Consider the following 22,721-nt stretch of genomic DNA (forward strand, 5'->3'; position numbering starts at 1 on the left):
TAACCATGGCCCTGCTTGAAGTTAAAAATCTGGTAAAAAAATTTGATGATAAGGATGTCCTCAAAGGGATCAACGTGGCGCTTCATGAAGGTCAATCCAAAGTCGTGATGGGATCGTCGGGATGCGGCAAATCCACCCTGCTTCGCTGTTTGAACCTTCTTGTCCAGCCGACGTCGGGACAGATCATCTTCAAGGGTGAGGATATTACCCGTCCGGAAGTGGATGTCCGCAAGCTGCGCCAGGATATCGGATTTGTGTTTCAGCATTTTGCCCTGTACCGGCATCTGACGGTGCAGGACAACGTCACCCTGGGGCTTCGCAAGCTCAAGAAAATGCCGGTCAAAGCAGCCGTTGAGAAAGCCTTATACGAACTGGAACGCGTGGACATGATCGAACACCGGAACAAATATCCCGCGCAGCTTTCCGGCGGGCAGAAGCAGCGGGTAGCCATCGTCCGGGCGCTGGCCATGGACCCTGCGGTGATTTTTCTTGATGAACCGACGTCCGCGCTTGATCCGCAAATGACCCGGGAAGTGGTCACGGTCATCAACAAACTCTATCTGGACAACATCACCATGCTTTGCGTCACCCATGATGCCTTTCTGGCCAAATACATTTCCGACAGCATTGTTTTTATGGATGAAGGGGTGGTCGTGGCGGAGGATATTGCCGAGCGGCTCTTTTATGATCACCCGGATCCGCGCGTCAGGCAGTTTTTCCTGAGCGTGATCGACCACAGGTGAACGGAATGGACGCTTTAATCAAAGACCTGATCGCTTATTCACCCCAGATCATGGCCGGCCTGAAAAACACGCTGCTCCTCATGGTCATCATGTCGGTCACGGGACTGTTGGGCGGGATCGCTGTCTTTTACCTGACCCTCAGCAGGACGAATGCTGTGCGGACATGGACGGAACGTTACATCTCCTTCTTCATCGGGACGCCGCTGCTGGTCCATCTTTTTCTAATGTATTACGGATTGCCCCAATTCGGAGTTCATTTGTCGTCGTTCACCGTTTGCGTCATCGGCTTTACTCTGAATGTATCGGCCTATAACGCGAGGTACCTGATGACCGCCTATCACGGTTTGGACAGAATGGAGCTGGAAGCCGCCCAGACCCAGGGCTTTACGCATCCCGAAATATTCCGTTTGATTATTCTGCCGCAGGTGATGCGCCTGTCCGTCCCGTCATTGACCAACCAGATCATCCAGAATCTTAAAGATACGTCCGTCGCCTTCCTCATCCAGTTCCCTGATTTTTTTGCCCAGATGCAGGAAATCGCTTCAACCAACTTCCAGTTTTTCAAAACATATATGGCAGCCGGACTGGTTTATCTGGTGATGGTTTCGATCATTGTCATCGCGGCGCGGCGGCTGGAACGTCGCATCAGTCTGCCAGGTTTCCAGACCTGAATCGTTTGACGGTTTTTTGTTGATCCGGCAGGAACTCCGGCGCATGCCGGATATGCCGGATGGCGGCCCATCATGGCGGAACTTCATCCATTAAGCATCTTTTGTATTGACACTCCCGGAGGTATCTCTTATAAACGGTGGCACAATATCGAGTCAGACAAGGAGACGGTTCATGAAAAAATCAGTTGTTTTAATTATTCTTCTGGTGATTTTCTCTCTGGGTGTTTGCGGTTGTGGCAAAGAAGATTCTTCCCAGATTAAAGTCGGCATCATTGCTGAACTGACCGGCGATATTCCGGCCGTGGGCGCCTCCTGCAAAAACGCGGCGGAAATGGCCGCGGCGGAAGTCAACGACGCGGGCGGCATTCAGCTGGGCGACAAAAAATATAAAATCAAATTAATCATCGAAGATAATGCCGGAAAGGCCGATCAATCAGCGTCCTCCGCGCAGAAGCTGATTACGCAAAATAAAGTTCTCGCCATCATCGGCCCCAATGCCAGCCGCTACGCGCTGCCTGCCGCGGAAATCGCTGAAACCGGCAAAGTGGTTTTAATCACCCCCTGGTCCACCGCGCCGAAAGCCACGCTTTCTTCCAAAACCAACGCCTCTAAAAAATATGTTTTTCGGGCCTGCTTTATCGATCCGTTCCAGGGAGGGGTCCTGGCTAAATTCACACTGGACAATCTGAAGCTGAAGAAAGCAGCGGTCCTTTATGACGTGGCTTCCGAATACAACAAGGGCATCGCCGAAATCTTCAAGGATGTTTATGAGAAAAACGGCGGAAAGGTTGTCGCGTTTGAAACCTACACAACCAATGACAAGGACTTTTCATCGCAGCTCACGAAGATCAAAAAGGCCGGACCGGACATTATCTTCCTGCCCAACTATTACAGCGAAGTGCCGCTGCAGATCCAGCAGGCCAAGCGACTGGGCATCACCGTCCCGTTTATCGGCGCCGATGCCTGGGGAAGCTCGGAGCTGATCAAACTTTGCGGCGCTGACTGCAACGATTATTATTTCAGCACGCATTATGCCGCCGACGCCGCAACGGAGACCACCAAAAAATTCATTGCGAACTACAAGGCCAAATACAATTCCACACCCGATGACGTAGCCGCGCTGACCTACGATTCATTCGGCCTTTTGCTGCAGGCACTCAAAACCGCAGGAAAGAACGACCGTCAGGCCGTCCGCGACGCGCTGGCTAAAATCCCGCAGTATGAGGGCGTGACGGGCAACATGCAGTTTAAGGAAGGCTCCGGCGACCCGATCAAAAGCGCCGTTATTTTAAAAATTAAAGATGGGAAGTTTACGTGGTTTGCCAACGCCAAACCCTGACGGCTCGATAAAATATCCCATATACTGCGTTGCACTTCGTTGCTCGTCACTGCGACGTACATAAAGTACGTCTCATTCCTCGCAACTCGTGCGCCTTGTCTCTGGGCATTTTATCAAGCCATCTTAAAGTTGTCGTTCCCGCAAATAGCCTGAAGTGCCACAAGCAAAAGAAGGGGAATGCAGTGGAACAGGTTTCATGTTTTTCTTCCCCCTTTACTAAAGGGGGATTTGATTCTTTACAAAGCCACCCCAACCCTCTTTTAGCAAAGGAGGGAACAATGAGGGAGGATTTGAGCGGAGCTCAAGATAGCCCCCTTTTCTAAAGGGGGATTTAGGGGGATTTAATGCTGCCCTTCAACAGAAAACTTAAACCGCTGGCCCGGAATTTAAGAACCAACCTGACCGATGCTGAACTGCTTATCTGGTCAAAGATCAGAAGGAAGCAGATCAAAGATGTACAATTCTACCGGCAGAAAAACATTGGCAATTACATCGTGGATTTCTATTGCCCAAAAGGAAAGCTCATTATAGAAGTAGACGGCGGACAGCATTATGAAACAGAGGGCATGAAAAAAGATCAGGAGCGTGATCAATACCTTCAAGGACTCGGATTATCCGTACTGCGCTTTTCCGACATTGACGTGCTTAAAAACATTGACGGGGTCATTGAAAGAATTCATGAACATTTAAAATCCACCCCAACCCTCCTTTAAGAAAGGAGGGAGCAATAAGGAAGTTATTTTCACGAATATATGGCTTATATTTTTCAACAGATTCTTAATGCCCTGCAGCTGGGGAGCATCTATGCGCTGATTGCGCTGGGCTACACCATGGTCTATGGCATTCTGACCATGATCAACTTCGCCCACGGCGATCTGTTCATGGTCGGCGCTTTCTTCTGCTTTATTATTGCCGTCTATCTCCATCTGTCCTTTGTCCCGACGCTGCTTTTATCCATGCTGGGGGTGGCCTTCCTGGGTGTGGTCATTGAGCGCTTCGCCTACAAACCGCTGCGCAACGCTCCGCGTGTTTCCGCCATTATCACCGCTCTGGGCGTCGGCCTCTTTCTGGAAAACTTCACACTGGCGCTTTCGCCCTATCCCAAACATATTCCGCCGCTCCTCGAAAACGTCACCTGGACGGTCGGCTCACTTTCCCTTTCTTCCCTGCAGATTATCGTCATTGTCCTATCGCTTTGCCTGATGCTGATTCTGGATTTTGTCGTGCAGCACACCAAAGCAGGCATGGCCATGCGCGCCATTTCATGGGACAAGACCATTGTCCCGCTGATGGGCGTGCCGGTCAATAAAATCATCTCGCTGACCTTTGCCATCGGCACGGGTTTGGGCGGCGCGGCAGGCGTCATGTATGGACTGGCCTATCCGGTAATTGATCCCTACATGGGCATCATGGTCGGCTGGAAAGCGTTTATCTGCGCCGTTGTGGGCGGTATCGGCAATATCCGCGGCGCCATGATCGGCGGCTTTATTCTGGGCGGTGTGGAAATCATGGTCGCCGCATTCTTCCCCTCCACCTACCGCGACTTTGTGGCCTTTACGCTGCTGCTTATTCTGTTGATTGTCAGGCCCTACGGCATTCTGGGCAAGCCCCATCCGCAAAAGGTATAAGTATGGCTTCAGTCAAAACCGCACATCATGCCCTGATGAAACACTGGCATACACTGACCGGATACAAATATTTCTGGCCGGTCTTCGTGCTTGCGGGTCTCGCTTTTTGTATTGCCGTCGACACCTTCGACTTTGTCGATTTATACCTGCAACTGATTTTAATTTACGTGGGCATCAACATCATCCTTACCGTCAGCCTGAATCTGATCAACGGCTACATGGGCGAATTCTCCGTGGGACACGCGGGCTTCATGGCCGTGGGCGCCTACATTGCCTCTCTTTTGACGGTTTATGTTTTCCCGCAGGGCCCGGCAGGCGTTCTTTTCCCGCTGGCGATTCTGGCCGGTGGCGTTGGCGCCGCGCTGGTCGGCTTTCTGGTGGCCATCCCTTCTTTTAAAACACGCGGCGATTATCTGGCCATCGTCACGCTGGCCTTCTGCATGATTGTCAAATCCGTTCTGGAAAACATCGATGCCGTCGGCGGGCCGCGCGGACTTCTGGGCATGGAGAAGCTTACCACCCTGCCCTGGGTATTTTTCTGGACGGCGCTTAGCGTCTGGGTGATCCGCAACCTGGTTTATTCCAATTTCGGCCGCGGCGTTTTATCCATCCGCGAAGATGAAATCGCCAGCGACCTGATGAGCGTCAACACGCGCCAGGTCAAGATCATCGCCTTTGTCGTTTCGTCTTTCTTTGCAGGCATTGCCGGGGGCCTGTTCGCCCACGCGCTGCAGTTTATCAACCCGCGCATGTTCGACATTCTCAAATCCACCGATATTCTGATCATGGTTTATTTAGGCGGCATCGCCTCAATTTCCGGATCGATTCTCGGCGCGGTCATTTATACCATCCTGCTGGAAATCCTGCGTCCCCTGGGCATCTGGCGGATGGTGCTCATGCCGCTCATGCTGGTGCTTTTGATGATCTACCGTCCACGCGGCATCATGGGGCTCCGGGAAGCCCGCCTGTTCACATCGCTTCGCGACCTGGTCACGGAGAAAATCTGGCGGCAGAAGAAAAAGGAGGCCACGGATGCCACTCCTTGAACTTAATAAAGTCACACATCGCTTCGAGGGGCTCTGCGCGGTGTCCGACTTCAACCTGGCTGTCGAACCGCATGAACTGATCGGCGTCATCGGCCCCAACGGCGCGGGGAAAACCACCGTGTTCAACCTGATCACCGGCGTCTATCGGGCAAGCGAGGGCAGTATCAAACTGGAGGGCAAAGAACTGGTGGGCCTGACGCCGCACCAGATCACTTTCTCAGGCATTGCCCGCACCTTCCAGAACATCCGGCTCTTCCGCGAACTCTCCGTGCTGGACAACGTCCGCATCGCGCATTACGGACAGATTACCTACACGCCCGCCGAGGCGCTTTTGCACATCGGCCGCTTCCACGCCGAGGAAAAACGCATCACCAATCAGGCGCTTGATCTGCTGGCTGTCTTCAAACTCGATGAATACGCCAATGAAAAAGCCAAAAACCTGCCTTACGGCTTGCAGAGGCGTCTGGAAATCGCCCGGGCGCTGGCGACCGAACCCAGGCTTTTGCTTCTCGACGAACCGGCGGCCGGCATGAACCCCAACGAAATTATCCAGCTGATGGAATTCATCCGCTGGATTCGTCAAACCTTTTCCGTCACCATCATTCTGATTGAACACCAGATGCGTCTGGTCATGGGCATTTGCGAACGCCTGGTGGTGCTGGACTTCGGCGCAACCATCGCGCAGGGACTGCCCGCCGAGATTCAGGTAAATCCCAAAGTCCTGGAAGCCTATCTGGGTGAGGAGGTTGTCTCATGACCGATGCTGATATTCTGCTGTCTGTTGCCGGCTTGTCCGTCTCCTACGACAGCATCAAGGCCGTGGATGACATTTCCTTTGCTGTCGCGCGCGGAGAAATCGTTACACTGATCGGCGCGAACGGCGCGGGAAAATCTTCCATTCTGCGCGCCGTCTCAGGCCTGATTCCCTATACAGGCAGCATCGCGTATGCGGGAAAAGATTTGATGAACATCGCCGCCGATCAGATTGTCGCCACAGGCATTGCCCACGTGCCGGAAGGCCGCGGCATCTTCGGCAACCTGACAGTGCTGGAAAACCTGAAGCTCGCCTGCTGGCAGCGCAGGGACAAAGCCAAAATTACCGCCGACCTGGAACATGTCTTTGAATTGTTCCCCCGCCTGCGTGAACGAACAAAGCAGTTAGGCGGTATGCTTTCCGGCGGCGAACAGCAGATGCTGGCGGTGGGCCGCGCGCTCATGACCGATGCGCCAATGGTGCTGCTCGACGAACCCTCCATGGGCCTTTCCCCCGTATTGGTGCGCGAAATTTTCAAGATCATCCAGGAAATTAATGGGGCGGGAAAAACCATTCTGCTCGTCGAACAAAACGCCAATATGTCATTGCACATCGCGCACCAGGGTTATGTTCTGGAGACCGGCCGTATCGTCCTTTCCGGCACCGGCAAAGAACTGACGGGAAATCCAAGAGTGAAAGAGGCGTATTTGGGAGGTTAAAACCGGTTCACTGTTCACTGTTCACTGTTATCGGTTCACCATTCATGGCGCATAGTAAAAAACGGAACACTTTGTACACAGACCGGCGGATGCAGGATGGCAGTTTAAAACATTAACCCGAAAGGTTGTAATGTCCGATTACAATAGCTCTTCGTTTGTTCCGATTCCGAAACTCGCGGGTTTTGCCATGGGGCTGTTTGCGGTCCAGACGTTCTGGGGATTTACCTGGGCCACTCTGCCCCTCTACCTGAAGGAACTCACCGGCTCGAATACGGCAACAGGCATTATCATATCGACAACAGGAATCACCGGCCTGTTCTTTCCGATTTTCGCGGGCGCGGTATCCGACCGGATTAACACGCCGCTGGGCCGGCGCAGACCGCTGATCGTGGGGGGATGGATTCTGACCTGCATGATGGTCCTGCTCCTGATGCGGATTGATTCCCTCCTTGTGGCATTGCCCGTGATCGTTCTCGCCTACGCGGGATTCTTTCTCGCCATCGGCCCCTATTTCGCGCTTCTTCCCGATACGGTCCCCGTATCGCAGCGAAGTTTCGCCTCGGGCATCATGTTTCTTGTCGGGGGCATCGGGATGTTGAGCTACCTGATGTTTGCCGCCCGCCTGTGGGAAACGTCGCATACCCGTCCGTTTATCTGGGTTGTGATTGCAGTTGCCGTTTCCGTTGCCATCATGTCCTTCTCCGTGCGGGAGTCAAGGACGCCAGGCCCGACGACCCACTCAAACCTTCTAAAGGGACTTGCCGGCCAAAAAAATCTGCTGCGCTTCTTTGCCGGCATGACGCTGCAATGGATCGGCCTCTGGATGGTGAGCGCGTTTTTTGTCATCACCTGCATGGCGCTTTTCGGGCTGACCGTAGAACGTGCGGTCCAGGCGTTTTTTGCGATGAATGCTTCCTTTGTTTTCTTCGCGCTTCCCGCGGGGCTGTTGGCGCCCAGGCTGGGACTGAAAAAGACAACGATCCTCGGGGTGGCCACTCTGATCGTCTGTTTTTGTTGTATTCCTTTTATCAAATCGTATTCGACCCTGATTGTTTTTATGATCATCTCCGGCGCGGGATACGGGACGGTACTGGCCGTATCTTACCCATTCTTCCTCAGCCTGATCCCGGAGGGCAATACCGCCTCGTTCGTCGGCCTCTATCATTCCTGTCAGAACGGGACGCTGCTCATCGGACCGGTCGTCGCCGGATTGATGATCGACCATTTCGGATACCTAACCCTTTTCTACGGAGCAGCCGCGATGCTGCTTGCGGGTATGGCGATGTACCTGACTGTGAAAAAGAAGGCTGAAGACTGAAGGCCGAAGACTGGAGGCTGGAGGCCATTATATTCTTTGACATTTACTGAAGCCTGCGTTAATTAATCAACCAGTCATAAGTACCAACTCACAAAAAAGATGTCTGCGGCAAAAAAATCTCCGGCGGGGCTACGGCTCATGATCAAACACGGCATGCAGAGACAGACGAATTCAAATTTTACGGAACTTCTTTTAAGTAAGAGGAGAGCGACGGTTGTCACTTTCCTCTTTTTATTTCAGTCCAGCAATTATGGGTCCCCTGTGTTTTCAACGGATCTATAGGCTGTTTTTAGTTTGCGAACGGGAGAGGAAAAAGGGTGCAATGGAATGCCGGAATTGGTTTATTTTCCATGTTTACCCGTTTAATATCGTAATAAGTGGAATTTGGTATGGATAATTGTAATAAGTGGAAAATAGAATGTCTGATTTTCCATGTTTTGTATCTTAATATCATAATAAGTGGAAAATAGGGCCATCTATATGGTCTGATATGAGGGAACGTTTTCCGCTAATTACACTGTTGGCTTGAAATATATATTTGCAAAAGGGGTGAACATGGGTGCTATAAAAGATTTAGTCGATTTGGTTTCGCAACTCTCCAGCAGTATGGATGATAGGAAGTTTGCTGCAGAACTTCGCCAAATTCAAGGCATGATAGGCGGAATTCAGTCCGAGCATGCGGCTATACACGAGAAACGCATTGCACTGATGACGGAGAATGAAAATCTGAGGCAAACTATATCTTCTTTGGAGCAAAAGATATCTGAACTTCAACGAGAAATAACGAATATAAGAAATATACCTGCGGATAAAATTGATAAACTTCCGGAAGACGCAGAAAAAATGCTTCTGTTCCTCGCTAAGAATGAAGATCTTTCATCTGGTCTAATTGCGCTTGGTATTTCACTTGATCGTGTTCGCACTGAATATTGGCTCGAAGATCTATCAGATAAAGAGTTCGTCTATTCATCATTGATAATGGAAGATGAAACTACATATTCCCTTGCTCAAAAAGGCAGAGAGTATTTGATAAAGAGAAATTTGATATAAGCCAACAAGAACAATACACCCGATCGCTACGCTCCGGCTGATTTTTTCGTTGGACGAAAAGGACAATGAATGGATATTAGCCACGACATAACCTATCAGTATGTAGCCCGTGTCAAGAAACACGATGATGAACTTGGTATAGTATTGAAGGGGCACCTACTTCTTGAACATGTCATGAATTTAATGATTGAGAAGGGATTTAAACAACCTCGCGCAATCTTAAGCGATCATCGCTCTTACTCTTTCTCGGTAAAGGCACGCTTGCTCTTTGAGAGCAATGACCTGCCAGAGCATGTGTTCAACAACATTACCCGCCTTAATCGAATTAGGAATGAATTAGCCCACAAGCTCAACTTGGACGAAGCGAAAATTGATTTTTGTTACAGCAGAAATGACAAAGAAGGACAGAGAGAAATAAACTTGAAACAAGTCGTGAAGAAAAATAGCAACCCCCTTAAAAGGTATTTGTACATGCTTGCATTCGGAACGTTATCACAAATACAAAGGGAGTTTTTTCAGCGATATGGAACTTATCCTCTATTCGAGAAAACCATTGAACTGAAATAAATAATAATTTTCTGAATTAGGACCAACAAATCGGGAGAGAAGCTAAATTAGTAGGACTAAAATATTAATAATTGTCCAACAATTTGTTTGAGCCGATTGCTACGCTCCGGCTCAACTCTGCGTTATGTAAAAGGATTAAAATATGAATAAATGGAGAATCCGCTGCAAAAAGGCACCCGATTCCGTTAGAAGAAGGCACCCCAATGGAGAAAGAAAGCGGATAAATCAAATAATTCAGTTTATTATAATACCAATAATAGTTGGTCTTGTTGGTGTATCTGGCACTTTAGGTGGGGTCATGATAGCCAACCGGCATTATGATCGCGTTGCACGGACGCAAGTTGCAATCAATATGGAAACATTTCTCTTCCAACAACGGCTGAAAGTGATAGAGAGAGCTGCAAATATATTTGGTAAAATTCCAGGAATAGAAGACATCTGGACAGAATATCTTCAGAACACTAAATTTGAAAAAAATGGTGTTTTCAAAGCGCCAGTTCCATTAGCAGAAAAACTAGCTGATTACCAAGGTGAATTTGATAGTGTAATATATTTAGCAAGTATATACTTTGGCCCAAAGACCAGAGCAGCCATTACTGCTTTAAGCAATGAAAAAGAGCCATGGTGGAAGAAAAAGAAAGAGAATAGAAATGCATTCATGGCTGCTTTAGTTGAAGAATTAGCACTTGGTATAAACCATATTCCAAAAACACTCAAAGAGGTTGAATAGAATACATAACAAAATCAATACACCCGATCGCTACGCTCCGGGTGATTTTTTCGTTAGCGGTGAACGAGAGGGACGCCCGTAAAATAGTAAGTTCCGCGATTAAGAAGAGCGAAAAAACTGGATTCCCGCCGTCGCGGGAATGACGAAGATAACGAAAGCGACAGAAATATAATGGGAACGACCGTCCCCTTTTTTCACTCAAAAATCAAAGGAGAAATGTCATGAAAAAAACCATGCGAGTCCTGGCCGCGATGCTCTTTATTGGTTTATCGGCCAATACCGCCTGCGCTGGGTCGATGCAGTTGACCTTGGCCAACGATTCACCAGATGTTTTGCTGGTTACTTATTGGATCGGCGGGACTGTATCGCCGACGCTTACTTTAGCTTCCGGAGGAGGCGCCAAGAGACGAATAGACAACCCGACTGCGGCCGCAAGGGTTTGCTGGGGCACAACGCCCGCAGAACTTTCAGCCAATTGGTTTGGACGCGATGTCCCGTTATGGCAAAACGGCAAGCCCACCGACAATACATGCCATTATAAAAAATGCACAGCCGATTGCTATGGAAAGACATATCGGTGGCATTGTGATTACGAAAAATGAGGAGGACAGCATGATCATCGATTCCCATTACCACTATATGACCGGCATGAGCGAGAAAGCAGCGGCGGAGATGGTTGGAATGATCGCCCATGAAGCGAAAACAATGGGGATGAATCCGGATTATGACGCTCTGTTAAAAACCGCCGGGGAGAACTGGGGAGATCCGCTGGCGGACCGGCTCATCGACAGGATGGATGAAGGGGGCATTGACATCACCGTTGCCGTGAATGTGGACAACATACAAATTAAACCGTTAACTCCCGAAATCATGCAAAAGCAAAACCGGATGCTGGGCGAAGCGGTCCGAAGACATCCCGGTCGCATCATCGGCCTGGCGGGCATCGACCCGAGAAGGCCGGAAGCGGCGGAAATGGCCTGCGTCTGCCTGGAAGAGTATGGCCTGCGGGGCATTAAATATCATCCGGATCACGGCTTTGACCCGGCGGGCCCTGAATCCTGCAAAGTTCTGGAAGTCCTGGCCAGACATCAAGGGATTCTTCTTTCCCACACCGGCCCGCTGATGCCCCGGGGACGCAGCAAATTTGCCGACCCCCTGATGCTTTGCGACATCGCCGTGGACTTTCCGGAAATAAAAGTGATTGCCGCCCACATGGGCGGTTACATCAACTGGCGGCCCTGGGCATCTCTGGCCGCCTATCAATCCAATATGCACGGAGACCTGGCGGTTTGGGACACGCTGGCCTATAAGAATTACGGCCTTTTCTGCCGACAGTTGCGAGAGGCAGTTGATCTGGCCGGTCCCACAAAAATTCTGTTCGGCTCCGATGCTCCCATTCAGACGCTTCTGTATCCGATTAAAACCATGATCGGGTTCATCCGGGACCTGCCGCAAAAAGCGCCGGCCGGCATTCACTTTACCGGGAAAGAAGTGGACCTGATGCTGGGCGGCAACGCCCGGGCGCTTTTCGGACTGGCGGATGCTTCCCCCCAATGAATGACGGGACGAAAATCAGTTTCCGGACAGTAATTTCTGTTGCTGGGCCAATTTTGCAGATTGCCCCAGAGTGTTTTCCCAATTCTTGATTTGACTTACAGGTTTTTGCTTTATAGCAAGATCAAATAGAAGGTTTAATCAGAATGATTGAACCAGGAGGACGAAGAACAAATGGAAATCTCGGTTAAAAATGATTGTTTTAGGGTGAACTGGCAAACAGTATCGGAAACACTGAAGTCAGTCGGAATGGCCTACCATGAGCCTGAAAAGCACAGAAAAGCATTTGAAGCAAGTTACACAAAAGTTTTTTTGTATGACGCTGACAAATTAGTGGGCTTTGGTCGTGCTATTTCAGATGGCGCCTATCAGGCAGCAGTATATGACTGTGCTGTGGCTATAGAGTACCAGGGAAAAGGCATTGGTAGAATGATAATGGAAAACATTTTATCTAAACTGCAAGATTGTAATGTCATCTTATACGCCTCTCTTGGCAAGGAAGGTTTCTACGAAAAACTAGGTTTTCGAAAGATGAAAACTGGAATGGCAAAATTTATAAAAAGTAAATCAATGCAAGAACGGGGTTTCACAGAGTAAATACTTATATAAATAAAAACGCCGAATCGGTTAGCCGGGTAATGAATTGTTGCTGGTTCAATTTTGCAGATTGAACCAGCAGACGGATGGCTTGTCCTCGACGGCGGACTGGGCATTACGAAAGGCTTTCAGGACTCGCGGACTCCATCATTATTCACGCCTTCGGCACTTACTTCGGGCTGGGACTGGCCATGGCGTTTACCAGAGAAGAACATCGGAATGTCGCCGTAACAAGCGATGATACCTCCGATCGTTTTTCCATGATCGGGTCGATGGTGTTATGGCTCTTCTGGCCAAGCTTCTGCAGTGCGGTCGTCCCTGCCGGGCAGTAAAGCGTGCTGCACGGCATCTACCCCCTGTCATTGCGCGTCTTGCCGCGCCGGGATCTGGCAATCTTTCTTCTTTACCGGCAACTACCTGTTTCCCCCTGCATTGTTCCGAATAAGTTGTATTATGATGCCTCACATCATCAAATAATTGCGAATCAGCAAAAAAAAGAAACAGGGCGCTGTTCTTAATATCTGCACGGGTTGGTCAAAATAATTTTGAAGGAGGTAATAATGAAACGATTATTATTTTTGACAATTTTTGTTTTCATCGGGTGTTATGTGGTTATTTTGCCGCCGACCGTTGAATCGGCCTGGGATGACAACGGTTCGGTTCTGCTCAAGGATTTCAAGGAATCCAGTCACGAAATGGAAATCAGCAAAGGCGCGCCTACGTCACCAACAGTTCAACCATTTTTAAATAATCGCGATTGGATTCTGGTCAGAAATCTTGAATATTCTATTGGGAATTCAGGCGTCAAAATTTCCGTACCCAAAGGTTTTGTGACAGATTTTGCCAGTGTGCCACGAATTTTATGGCCGATACTGTCACCATATGAAAATTACAGCAGAGCAGCAATAGTCCATGATTATCTTTACTGGACGCAGAAATGTACGCGTAAACAAGCAGATAATATTTTTCTAATGGCCATGAAAGAAAGCAGCGTTTCTAAACGAAAATGTTACACCGTTTATCAAGGGGTCAGGAAAGGCGGCGAACCGGCATGGAACTCAAATAAGAAAGAAAGAGAAGCAGGACTGCCTAAGATAATTCCACCCCATCGTCTGGATTTTCCTGATAATGTAGATTGGAAAGAATACAGAAGAATATTATTTAATGATGGCGTCAGAGATCCTTTGTTAGACGAAACTCCGGCATACTGCGCGTTTGGTAACTCGACAGATGTGCCAAAATAGAAGAGGTCATGCGCAGGCAACAGGACGCCCTTAGAATTCTAAGGGCGTTCTATCATCCAACATCAACCATAAAGTAAAAAGCGTCCTCCTCTTGCAAAACCGTGAGATGAAGATTATCTTATGGATAAGGAATAAAAACAGCGCCGGGATGCATTAATATTCGGGCCGGATTATTCCGATCATAAAGATAAGCAGACGAAAGGAGGAAATAAATCATGCCGGTGACCCCGCACAAAACGCACGATACTCCCTCCACGTCGTTTCACATCATCATTATGTTATCGGCCTGGGGATTTGTGCTGGTGGTTGTTTCCTTCCTGTTTCTCTGGCTCGGTCACCTTCTGGATGAACTGCTGGACACCAAACCGATATTCATGCTGGGTTTGTTTCTGCTGGGCATTGTCGGCTGCTTTATTGAACTGTTTGAAGAAGCCTGGCAAGTCCTGAAGGGAAAATAAGCGGCAGAAGCAAAAATAAGATAACGCCCGCTAGTCCCTGACTCGATATCACCCGATCAAGAAACCCGAAAAGTTCGAGAACTTCCTTAACCGGATCCACCGCCGCTTTCGGAATAATGCCGGTGACGGCAGCCGGAAGCAGGCCCTGCCGCCGCTGACAACGTTCATTTCCTATCAGGCTCATGAGATGCCCCTCCGGGAAAAAAGTGTGGAATTTAACCCGATATTTTGTTACACGCGTTCATCGGGGGTCGCCTGCTTTTCGGAGACATTCGCTTATTCCAATGACACTTTTACCCGAATCCGTGCACCCTTTTCAGCTGCTGAAATCATTTTTGAATCGATTGCAAAAAGCAATGTCTGACGCAATAAATTTTTAAGAGGTTGAGATGAAGATATTCAAAAAAGTAATGCTTCTTTCCATGGCCATGGTCTTGTGTTTACCGGCTATGGTCATGGCGGCCCAACAAGAACAACGGCATGATGTGCTTGTGGTCGGGGCGGGCATCGCCGGGCTTTCAGCAGCCTGGGAGTTATCGCAAAAAAACTTCGACGTTGCCGTAATTGAGATGTCACCCACCTATGGCGGGACCGGACTGATGAGCGAAGGCGCCCTCTGTATTGTCGGCACGCCCGAGCAGGAACAGGGCGGCGAACCGGACAACCCCCGCGTGGCCTACGCGGATTTCATGAAGGCCGGACATGATGAGCAGGGCCCCGGTCCCGATGCCGCCTGGGTCACCTATTACGTCAATGAATCCCGCCGTGAAATTTACGACTGGCTGACCGGATTCGGCGTCCGTTTTGAAAAGAAGGTCATCCTGATGCCCGACAATACCGTGCCGCGCTGGCACAAGGTTGCCGGCAAAGGCCGGGGTCTTCTTGCCCCGATCTACCGGGAGTGCGGCAAAAAAGGCAATGTAAAATTTTATTACCGGTTCAAGGCGATTGCCCTGCTCAGGGACGGCAACGGCCGCATCGGGGGCGTTCGCACGCAAAGGCTTAAAGACGGCGTACAGACCGATTTCATGGCGCCGGTCGTAATCCTGGCCACGGGGGGATTCCAGAGCAACCTGGACATGGTCCGCAAGAACTGGCCGAAGGATCTGTCGTTTCCCGATCAGATCCTGATCGGAGGAGGCCAGAATGCCGATGGTTCGGGCCACGAAATGGCACAGGCCGCCGGCGCCCGCCTGACAAACATGCACTATCAGTTGAATTACCCGACCGGTTTGAAACGTCCATCCGACCCGTCCGGCAATCGCGGTTTGAATGCCTACTGCGATATGTCCATCTGGGTCAATAAAACGGGCAAACGGTTTATGAAAGAATCCCGCGACACCCGGAAAACTTTTCCCGAAGTTGTGAGGCAGCCCGGCGGCTCGTACTGGGCAATTTTTGACAGTGCGGCACGCAAGGATTTCCACGTTTCCGGCTGGACGCGTGAAGCCATAGAAAGCCAGTTGTTCAACAACCCGCAGAGCCTTGATTTCGTAAAGCAGGCGGCAACAATCCGTGAGTTGGCCCAGGCTGCGGGACTTCCTCCCGAGACCCTGGAGGAGACCGTGCGCCATTGGAACGAGATGGTGACGGCAGGCCGCGATATGGATTTCGGACGCATCGGCACTTCACGATCAACTTGGGCGCATCCTCCCCGGATCGAAAAGCCGCCGTTTTACGCCCTGCACTTCATGCCGCTGACCCGCAAGAGTATGGGCGGCGTCGCCATTGATCAGTCCTGCCGTGTCATCAATGTCTCGGGTCAGACCATCCCCGGATTGTACGCCGCGGGTGAATTGACGGGCCTTGCCGGCGTCAACGGGAAGTGCACACTGGAAGGAACTTTCCTGGGGGCCTCCATCCTGACCGGCCGCGTTGCGGGACGCGCGGCGGCGGCGGAACTGGCGAAGCGAAAGGAAACACCGCATTGATACCCGGATCATCCGGCAATCGGTCGTGAGAAGCTGAATTGTGAGGCGCGGTGCGACTGATGCCAAAGGGCGCCCCTGCTTCCCTTCACGCTTGTTTTTCAGCGGAGCTCGTCGAGTTCGGGACCGGAGGCATCCCCTTTTTGATTATAGCCTCGCTGCTCCCAGTAGCCGCGGAAATCCGCCTGGTCGGAAAACTCAATCCGTTCTATCCAGCGCGCCCACTTGTAACCCCATTTGTCCTCGGCCACCAGAATAAAAGGAAACCCGAGCCTGGCCGGAAGGGTCATGCCGTTTGCCGAATCGGCCAGCAGCATGTTTTTGCCGGTCACGGCGTCTTGCGCCAGTGACGTGGTGTAGCCGTCCACGCCGTGAAATATCACGGTATTCACTTTGGAATCCACGCCGGCCCGCCTGATGAATTCACTGACGGGAATGCCTTCCCACAAAACCGTGACCTGCCATCCTTCAACGCAATGGGTCGTGACAACTTTCTTTTGATGCGGAAAACTTTGCAGTTCCTGATAGCTGTAGGACAATGGTTTTTTGACCAGCCCATCGATGCGCAGCCGGTATTTCTTCAGGTCGACTTTTTGAACGCCGTCAATGGAATTTTCACGAAAATCTTCTACCGATCCCAGCGCCCGGCCCTGATAGCTTTTCAGTTCGCCGGTGTCCCGGCGCTCTTCGGAAGCATTGGCCGCCCCCGGCAAAATAAACAAAACCAGCAAGAAAGAAAGCTTAAAATAAAGATGCTTTAACATTTTTTGCCTCCTTCAATGATCACGGTTAAAGACGCAGCAGGGTTCATATCGATTAAGCCTCACGGGCTTTTTTACCTGCATGGCCATTGTTCCCGCTGCCTTCGGCAACGCAGTTATTTTGTCCCAGACGCAAAACAGGATCCTGACGGTAATATTCTTTGAGCACCCGGTAAAGATCAGGCGAGCGCTTCGTCATTAAGAGGGGCTGGTCGAAAAACTGCTCGGTGGCCACGGCGAAAAATTCAGCTTCATTGGTCGCCCCGTAGGCATCGAGAAACGATTTTTTGCCGTGTTCGGCATCATGCTTGAGACGAAGATATTCCCTTTCGCATGTCTGCACCCAATCGCGGTATTCAGCCCGGTCTTTGAGCGGCGGCGTGCCGTCCGCCGCGCCGTCGAGCATATCCAGCTTGTGAGCAAATTCGTGATAGATCACATTATGCCCCGACTCGGGATGGCGGCCGCCCTGCAATGCGGCATCCCAGATAATGATGACCGGGCCCTGCGCAAAGGCCTGCCCGAGAATCGGATGGCTCAGTTCCACCGGCGCCGACGCGGTTTCAAAAAAGCCCAGTTTGCGTTCGGGCGGAACCACCGTGGAGGGATAAACGATGATGGTTTCAACATTCCGGTAAAAATTATGGGGCAGTCCGAGCAGCAGCAGACAGGCCTGCGCGGAGATGGTCACGCGGATTTCATCAGTCAGTTCAAGGCCGCCCGCGCCCTCCCAGTCTTTTTCAGCGATAAATACCTGGATCAGCGCGCGCAGATGTGCGCGCTCGTCTTCCGACAGCATGCAGTAGTGGGCGACATTCCGCCGCACAATGTCTTCCCACAAGGCGGGAAATGGAACAACGGTGAGTTTCTTACGGCGATGATCGGCAAACCACTCAAACAAATTCAATCCCCTTTTTTGAAGTGTGGCTTATAATTATGCCGTCCGGAGAATTCTGTCCAGCAAAAGTTGACGGGCGGCGACGCTGATGATCCCAGGATCGATATATCCGCAAACTTTTGTACATTATCCTTTTTACCGGCGCCTGTCTTATGATATAGATAATCTTTACCGCTCATGGAAGGAAGAGCCCCCTGCAATGGAATCACTCAAGCTCGGCGGGAAGCCGATAAAAAAAACGATTGAAAGCACGCCGGAATACATGCGGAAGCTCTTCATCATGCCCGACTCGTCGGACAGGTTTGTGGAGTTCGGCGTTCATCTGATCGACCTGATTCACGATTTTTTTAAAGAGAAGGGCGGCATCCATTCTTCCATCTCCATGGAAGATCTGGCAAAAATTTTCAACAACACCGAGATGCCCGACCAGCCTCATCTCATCCTGGATGTCTTAGACGAGATCAAACACAATGTTGTCAAACATTCGGTAAAAGTAGCCAACCCCTATTATATCGGCCACATGACCAGCGCCGTTCCCTACTTCATGATCCTGCTGGAAATGATTGCCGTAAGCCTCAACCAGAACCAGGTGAAGATTGAGAGCGCCAAGGCCTCATCCTTTTTAGAAAGGGAGTTTTTGTGCTGGATTCACCGGCTGATCTATGACGGCACGCCTGACTTTTATCAGAAGAACATCCAGAACCATAAAATTGCCCTGGGCAATATCACCTCGGACGGGACAGTCGCCAATCTGACGGCCCTGACGCTGGCCATGGCCAAGGCGTTTCCACCCGATCACCGGGGCTTTAAGGGAATCCGCGCTGAAGGGCTGGCCAGAGCGCTTGATCACTATGGATACAGGCAGGCCATCTTCATCGTTTCTACGCGCGGGCATTACTCCATCAGCAAGGCAGGCGCCATCCTCGGCATCGGCGATCAGGGGGTCATCCGTATTCCCGTCCAGCCTTGCATCAATAAAATTGATATCCATAAACTTCAATCCATTGTGCGAAAGATCAGAAAAGAAGACCAGCTGGCCGGAAAGCCGACAAAATTTGTCGCCGTCATCGGCATTGCCGGAACGACAGAGACAGGCAACATTGACGACCTGGATGCTCTGGCTGCAATCTCGCAAGAGTTGGGCGCCCACTTTCACGTGGACGCGGCATGGGGCGGCGGAGCGCTGCTGATGGATGGCGCACGGGAAATGATGCGGGGCATCGAGAAGGCCGACTCCGTGACCATGGACGGCCATAAGCTCCTTTTCGTCCCCAACAGCCTGGGAATCTGCGTATTCAGGAATGTGGACGATTCCCGATACCTCTACCACACATCCAACTACATCATCCGCAAAGGTTCCGTGGATCAGGGCAGATTTACCATTGAAGGCTCACGGCCATTTGCCTGCCTCAAACCCTGGGCATCCATCAAGATCTTCGGCAAAACCGGCTACAAGCTCCTGTTTGATCATGCGCGTGATCTGCAAAATACCTTCGTCAAATTCATCGAACGGGACCCGCTTTTCGAACTGATGAATGTGCCTGAGCTCTTTATCATCAATTACCGGTTCATCCCCGGGGAACTGAGATCCGAACTGGACAAGCTGATGAAGCATCCCCAAAAGAATTCGGCGCGCATCACCGCCATCAACGCGCTGATCAACAACCTCAACATTGAACTGCACAAGACCATCCGCGATCACGACATGTCTTTCGTATCCCGCACCCAGATTGAATCCACCCAATACGCCCCCAGAAAGACCGTCGTGCTCCGGGCCATCACCATCAACCCCAACACGGAACGGGGCATGCTGAGAAAGATTCTGGGCGAGCACAGAAGCATGGGCGTCAAACTATGGCGCGACATGAAAAAGGGTTGTCTTGACGCCAAAGGACGCCTCAAAACTCCGGACTGAAAATTACTGTTTCAAGACCTGACCCTGTTCAACCCTGTCCATTACCCTACCCGATAAGGCCTTCAGCCGGTTTCAATAAAAATGAAAGGACACGCAACCATGGCAAAGACAAGATTTGAAGTAGATGGAACGCTCGGTATTCTGACGTTGACCAATCCGCCCCTGAACCTGATCGACATGGAAGTTATCCAGGATATCGAAAAGATACTGAATGACATTCCCCAATTAAACCTGCGGGCGCTGATGTTTCGCGCGGAGGGCGATATGTTTTCCGCGGGGGTTCAGGTTGACGATATGTTTAGAGGCCGATCGAAACCGGAAGCGCTGGACATGTTGAAGCGGTTCAACCGGACCCTTTACCGGTTTGAAAGACTGCCGCTCCCCAGCCTTGCGGTTGTTCAGGGCGATTGCCTGACGGCGGGACTGGAGATGGTGCTCGCCTGCGACATGGCGTGGGCGGCCGACTCGGTAAATTTCGGCCAGGTCGAGGCGGTGATCGGAACGACACCCATGGGCGGGGGGACACCCCGGCTGACGCAGAGAGCCGGAGCGGCCAGGGCGGCTGAAATCATCATGGGGGCGGGTTTCTATAACGCGGCCACCTTTGAAAAGTGGAACATCATCAATCGCGTTGTGCCCAAACTGGAACTTATGGAAAAATCACTGAAGTATGCAAAAAAACTTTCCCAGGGGCCAACGCTTGCCCATGCCGCAACCAAGCTCATGATCCGCGAAACCCTGGATAACGGCGTTGCCGCAGCCGACAAGCGCCTTCCGGAGATCGCCTCGCCGCTGTTTGAAAGCGAAGACATGAAAAACGGCATCGAAGTGCTGATGTCGCAGGGCCCCGGCAAAGCCGTATTTAACGGAAGATAAACCATGGCCCCCAAAAAGGGGCGTCGTAAAATGCCCCCTTTTATATACGCAATGATCCCGGCCAAAAAGAAGGTTTACTTTCGGGGCCTTCAAGATTAACATTGCACGCATTGAAATCCGGAGGTGGCAAAAAATGAAAGTCCTTAGAACACCAGACGAGCGTTTCAGAAACCTTCCCGCTTATCCTTTCGCGCCGCATTATGTGGAAGTTCCCGACGGTGAAGGCGGAGTGCTGAGAATCCATTACGTCGATGAGGGGCCGCAAGATGCCGATGTTGTCTTGCTTCTTCACGGGGAGCCCACGTGGTCCTTCCTCTATCGAAAGATGATTCCCGTCTTTGTAAAAGCCGGGCACCGGGTGATTGCCCCCGATCTGGCGGGTTTCGGCAAATCCGATAAACCGGCAAGCCGCCATGATTATTCGTTCCAGCGCCACGTCGATTGGATGTTGTCTCTGCTCGATACGCTCAAGTTGAACCGGATGACCCTTGTCTGCCAGGACTGGGGCGGGCTCATCGGGCTTCGCCTGGTGGCCGCAAGGCCCGATCTCTTCGACCGTGTAGTCGCCGCCAATACGGGACTGCCCACCGGGGACGCCGCGATTTCGGATGCATTCCTCGCCTGGCAGAAATTTTCCAGGGAGTCACCGCAGTTTGACGTGGGCAACATTGTTAAAAGCTCCAACGTGGTTTTTGGAAAAGACAATAATCTGCCGATCCTTTCCGACGAAGTTGCCGCCGCCTACGACGCGCCGTTTCCCGATGATTCCTACAAGGAAGGCGCCCGCATCTTCCCCTCGCTTGTGCCGACAACGCCGGATGATCCTGCCGCTGCGGCTAACCGCAAAGCCTGGGAAGTGCTTTCCGCCTTTAAGAAGCCATTCCTGACGGCCTTCAGCGACGGTGATCCGATAACGCGCGGCGGTGATCTTCTTTTGCAAAAGCTGATTCCCGGCGCCAAAGGTCAACCCCACACAACCATCAGGGGAGCGGGGCATTTTCTTCAGGAAGATAAAGGAGAGGAATTTGCCAACGTCATTGCAGCTTTCATGTCTGACAAATAACGGGTGACTCCGGTTGCATCAACACTTCATGCCCATAATATTTCCCAGGTCCCGGACCCTGGCATAGCGGAGAATCTTTAAGATTCATCGCCTTCTATTGCTCTCAACTATTGGCCCGCTGATTGCCTCCGCCGCTGTGGAACATTCTTCGGCATTGGAGGCCTTTGCCTGGATGACCTTATCCGTTTTCCGCATCCCGGAAACTCCACATTGCACATTTTGCAGCGCCTCATGGTTCCATTAACCCGTTCAGGCCCGATTATTGCTAATAATTTCGTCTGTCATCAACCCGGAAGGAGGATAATATGGCAATCGATACAAACTATACCATGGGAGGCTTCCCGGCAGGCAAGCAGGCATTGAATGTTAAAAACATCATTACAAACGAACCTTTTGCTTTGCATTTGGAAAAACAGATGGCCAGTGGCGGGAATTCGGCTGTCGACCGGGAGGCCGGGCCGGATGATCCGTTTACCGCAGATATGGCCATCATTAAAGAAAAGGGACTGGTTGCCTACATCATGGAGCTTCATGCCAGGAGACTCCGGGAAGAGGTCCTGGAATCCATGGGATTAACAGAAGAAGATCTGGGAAAAATGACCCCCGAGCAGCGAGCGGCCGTTGAAAAAACCATCGCAGAGGAAATTCAGAAACGCATGGCGGCGGAGTCTATCCTGCAAAAAGGCGATGACCGGATGGCCGTCATGTACAATTTGCCGGAAATGGCGGCAGGGATGGACTGGGTTTTCCTTCCAAAGACAAAAGGGGGGGAAAATGCCGCTCTTCAAGCGGCCGTTCAAAAGGATGAAACTAAATAAAATTTACCCGGGATGGGAAAATTTTTCCTGGTTTACACGACCTG

At 51.0% G+C, this 22,721-nt stretch carries 23 protein-coding genes and 1 pseudogene; 22 read left to right on the plus strand and 2 right to left on the minus strand.

Annotated features, from left to right (window positions below):
• Nucleotides 1–5 precede the first annotated feature (5 nt).
• From CVU71_08820 to CVU71_08905, 18 genes and pseudogenes are all read left to right on the plus strand, one after another.
• Nucleotides 6–743 (plus strand): amino acid ABC transporter ATP-binding protein, encoded by a 738-nt coding sequence (locus CVU71_08820; protein ID PKN18887.1) that lies wholly within the window; start codon nucleotides 6–8, stop codon nucleotides 741–743.
• A 5-nt stretch (nucleotides 744–748) separates the two neighbouring features.
• Complete coding sequence (locus CVU71_08825; GenBank protein PKN18888.1) at nucleotides 749–1,414, plus strand: amino acid ABC transporter permease; 666 nt, start codon at nucleotides 749–751, stop codon at nucleotides 1,412–1,414.
• A 172-nt stretch (nucleotides 1,415–1,586) separates the two neighbouring features.
• On the plus strand, nucleotides 1,587–2,753 hold the full coding sequence (locus tag CVU71_08830) for an ethanolamine utilization protein EutJ (GenBank protein PKN18889.1): 1,167 nt from the start codon (nucleotides 1,587–1,589) through the stop codon (nucleotides 2,751–2,753).
• 344 nt (nucleotides 2,754–3,097) lie between these two features.
• Nucleotides 3,098–3,466, plus strand: a complete 369-nt coding sequence (locus CVU71_08835; GenBank protein ID PKN18890.1) for a hypothetical protein — start codon at nucleotides 3,098–3,100, stop codon at nucleotides 3,464–3,466.
• A gap of 39 nt (nucleotides 3,467–3,505) precedes the next feature.
• Complete coding sequence (locus tag CVU71_08840) at nucleotides 3,506–4,381, plus strand: branched-chain amino acid ABC transporter permease (GenBank protein ID PKN18891.1); 876 nt, start codon at nucleotides 3,506–3,508, stop codon at nucleotides 4,379–4,381.
• 35 nt (nucleotides 4,382–4,416) lie between these two features.
• The gene (locus tag CVU71_08845; protein PKN19152.1) at nucleotides 4,417–5,427 is read left to right on the plus strand and encodes a branched-chain amino acid ABC transporter permease; all 1,011 of its coding nucleotides are present in this window, start codon (nucleotides 4,417–4,419) and stop codon (nucleotides 5,425–5,427) included.
• Nucleotides 5,414–6,184, plus strand: coding sequence for a high-affinity branched-chain amino acid ABC transporter ATP-binding protein LivG (gene livG / locus CVU71_08850; protein ID PKN18892.1), 771 nt, complete (start codon nucleotides 5,414–5,416; stop codon nucleotides 6,182–6,184). Before CVU71_08845 ends, livG begins: the two co-directional genes overlap by 14 nt.
• A gap of 14 nt (nucleotides 6,185–6,198) precedes the next feature.
• Nucleotides 6,199–6,900, plus strand: a complete 702-nt coding sequence (locus tag CVU71_08855; protein ID PKN19153.1) for an ABC transporter ATP-binding protein — start codon at nucleotides 6,199–6,201, stop codon at nucleotides 6,898–6,900.
• A gap of 130 nt (nucleotides 6,901–7,030) precedes the next feature.
• Nucleotides 7,031–8,218 carry a hypothetical protein gene (locus CVU71_08860; protein ID PKN18893.1) on the plus strand — a complete coding sequence of 396 codons (1,188 nt, stop codon included), beginning with the start codon at nucleotides 7,031–7,033 and terminating at the stop codon, nucleotides 8,216–8,218.
• Nucleotides 8,219–8,773: 555 nt separating this feature from the next.
• Nucleotides 8,774–9,268: a hypothetical protein gene (locus tag CVU71_08865; GenBank protein ID PKN18894.1), complete on the plus strand. Its 495-nt coding sequence runs from the start codon at nucleotides 8,774–8,776 to the stop codon at nucleotides 9,266–9,268.
• A gap of 69 nt (nucleotides 9,269–9,337) precedes the next feature.
• Complete coding sequence (locus CVU71_08870; GenBank protein ID PKN18895.1) at nucleotides 9,338–9,835, plus strand: hypothetical protein; 498 nt, start codon at nucleotides 9,338–9,340, stop codon at nucleotides 9,833–9,835.
• 142 nt (nucleotides 9,836–9,977) lie between these two features.
• Nucleotides 9,978–10,565: a hypothetical protein gene (locus CVU71_08875; protein PKN18896.1), complete on the plus strand. Its 588-nt coding sequence runs from the start codon at nucleotides 9,978–9,980 to the stop codon at nucleotides 10,563–10,565.
• Nucleotides 10,566–11,054: 489 nt separating this feature from the next.
• Nucleotides 11,055–12,122 (plus strand): hypothetical protein, encoded by a 1,068-nt coding sequence (locus tag CVU71_08880; protein ID PKN18897.1) that lies wholly within the window; start codon nucleotides 11,055–11,057, stop codon nucleotides 12,120–12,122.
• A 171-nt stretch (nucleotides 12,123–12,293) separates the two neighbouring features.
• Complete coding sequence (locus tag CVU71_08885) at nucleotides 12,294–12,716, plus strand: GNAT family N-acetyltransferase (GenBank protein ID PKN18898.1); 423 nt, start codon at nucleotides 12,294–12,296, stop codon at nucleotides 12,714–12,716.
• A gap of 45 nt (nucleotides 12,717–12,761) precedes the next feature.
• Nucleotides 12,762–13,048: pseudogene (locus tag CVU71_08890) on the plus strand (hypothetical protein).
• A gap of 363 nt (nucleotides 13,049–13,411) precedes the next feature.
• Nucleotides 13,412–13,960, plus strand: coding sequence for a hypothetical protein (locus tag CVU71_08895; GenBank protein PKN19154.1), 549 nt, complete (start codon nucleotides 13,412–13,414; stop codon nucleotides 13,958–13,960).
• Nucleotides 13,961–14,175: 215 nt separating this feature from the next.
• Nucleotides 14,176–14,418 (plus strand): hypothetical protein, encoded by a 243-nt coding sequence (locus tag CVU71_08900; GenBank protein ID PKN18899.1) that lies wholly within the window; start codon nucleotides 14,176–14,178, stop codon nucleotides 14,416–14,418.
• Nucleotides 14,419–14,807: 389 nt separating this feature from the next.
• Nucleotides 14,808–16,349, plus strand: coding sequence for a hypothetical protein (locus CVU71_08905; GenBank protein PKN18900.1), 1,542 nt, complete (start codon nucleotides 14,808–14,810; stop codon nucleotides 16,347–16,349).
• Between the two features lie 98 nt (nucleotides 16,350–16,447).
• Here CVU71_08905 and CVU71_08910 read toward each other — a convergent pair whose 3' ends face one another.
• Nucleotides 16,448–17,110 carry an oxidoreductase gene (locus CVU71_08910; protein ID PKN18901.1) on the minus strand — a complete coding sequence of 221 codons (663 nt, stop codon included), beginning with the start codon at nucleotides 17,108–17,110 and terminating at the stop codon, nucleotides 16,448–16,450.
• Nucleotides 17,111–17,162: 52 nt separating this feature from the next.
• Nucleotides 17,163–18,008 (minus strand): hypothetical protein, encoded by an 846-nt coding sequence (locus CVU71_08915; GenBank protein ID PKN18902.1) that lies wholly within the window; start codon nucleotides 18,006–18,008, stop codon nucleotides 17,163–17,165.
• A gap of 196 nt (nucleotides 18,009–18,204) precedes the next feature.
• Between CVU71_08915 and CVU71_08920 the strand changes: the two genes are divergently transcribed.
• The 4 genes from CVU71_08920 to CVU71_08935 all read left to right on the plus strand — a co-directional run bounded on the left by CVU71_08920 (nucleotide 18,205) and on the right by CVU71_08935 (nucleotide 22,677).
• Complete coding sequence (locus tag CVU71_08920; GenBank protein PKN18903.1) at nucleotides 18,205–19,920, plus strand: glutamate decarboxylase; 1,716 nt, start codon at nucleotides 18,205–18,207, stop codon at nucleotides 19,918–19,920.
• An 81-nt stretch (nucleotides 19,921–20,001) separates the two neighbouring features.
• Complete coding sequence (locus tag CVU71_08925; protein ID PKN18904.1) at nucleotides 20,002–20,796, plus strand: enoyl-CoA hydratase/isomerase family protein; 795 nt, start codon at nucleotides 20,002–20,004, stop codon at nucleotides 20,794–20,796.
• A 133-nt stretch (nucleotides 20,797–20,929) separates the two neighbouring features.
• A complete protein-coding gene (locus CVU71_08930) occupies nucleotides 20,930–21,859 on the plus strand; it encodes a haloalkane dehalogenase (protein ID PKN18905.1) in 930 nt (309 codons plus the stop codon).
• Nucleotides 21,860–22,164: 305 nt separating this feature from the next.
• Nucleotides 22,165–22,677, plus strand: coding sequence for a hypothetical protein (locus CVU71_08935; GenBank protein ID PKN18906.1), 513 nt, complete (start codon nucleotides 22,165–22,167; stop codon nucleotides 22,675–22,677).
• The last annotated feature ends 44 nt before the right edge of the window (nucleotides 22,678–22,721 follow it).

The sequence above is a fragment of the Deltaproteobacteria bacterium HGW-Deltaproteobacteria-6 genome, from assembly GCA_002840435.1.
Lineage (GTDB): Bacteria > Desulfobacterota > Syntrophia > Syntrophales > Smithellaceae > UBA8904.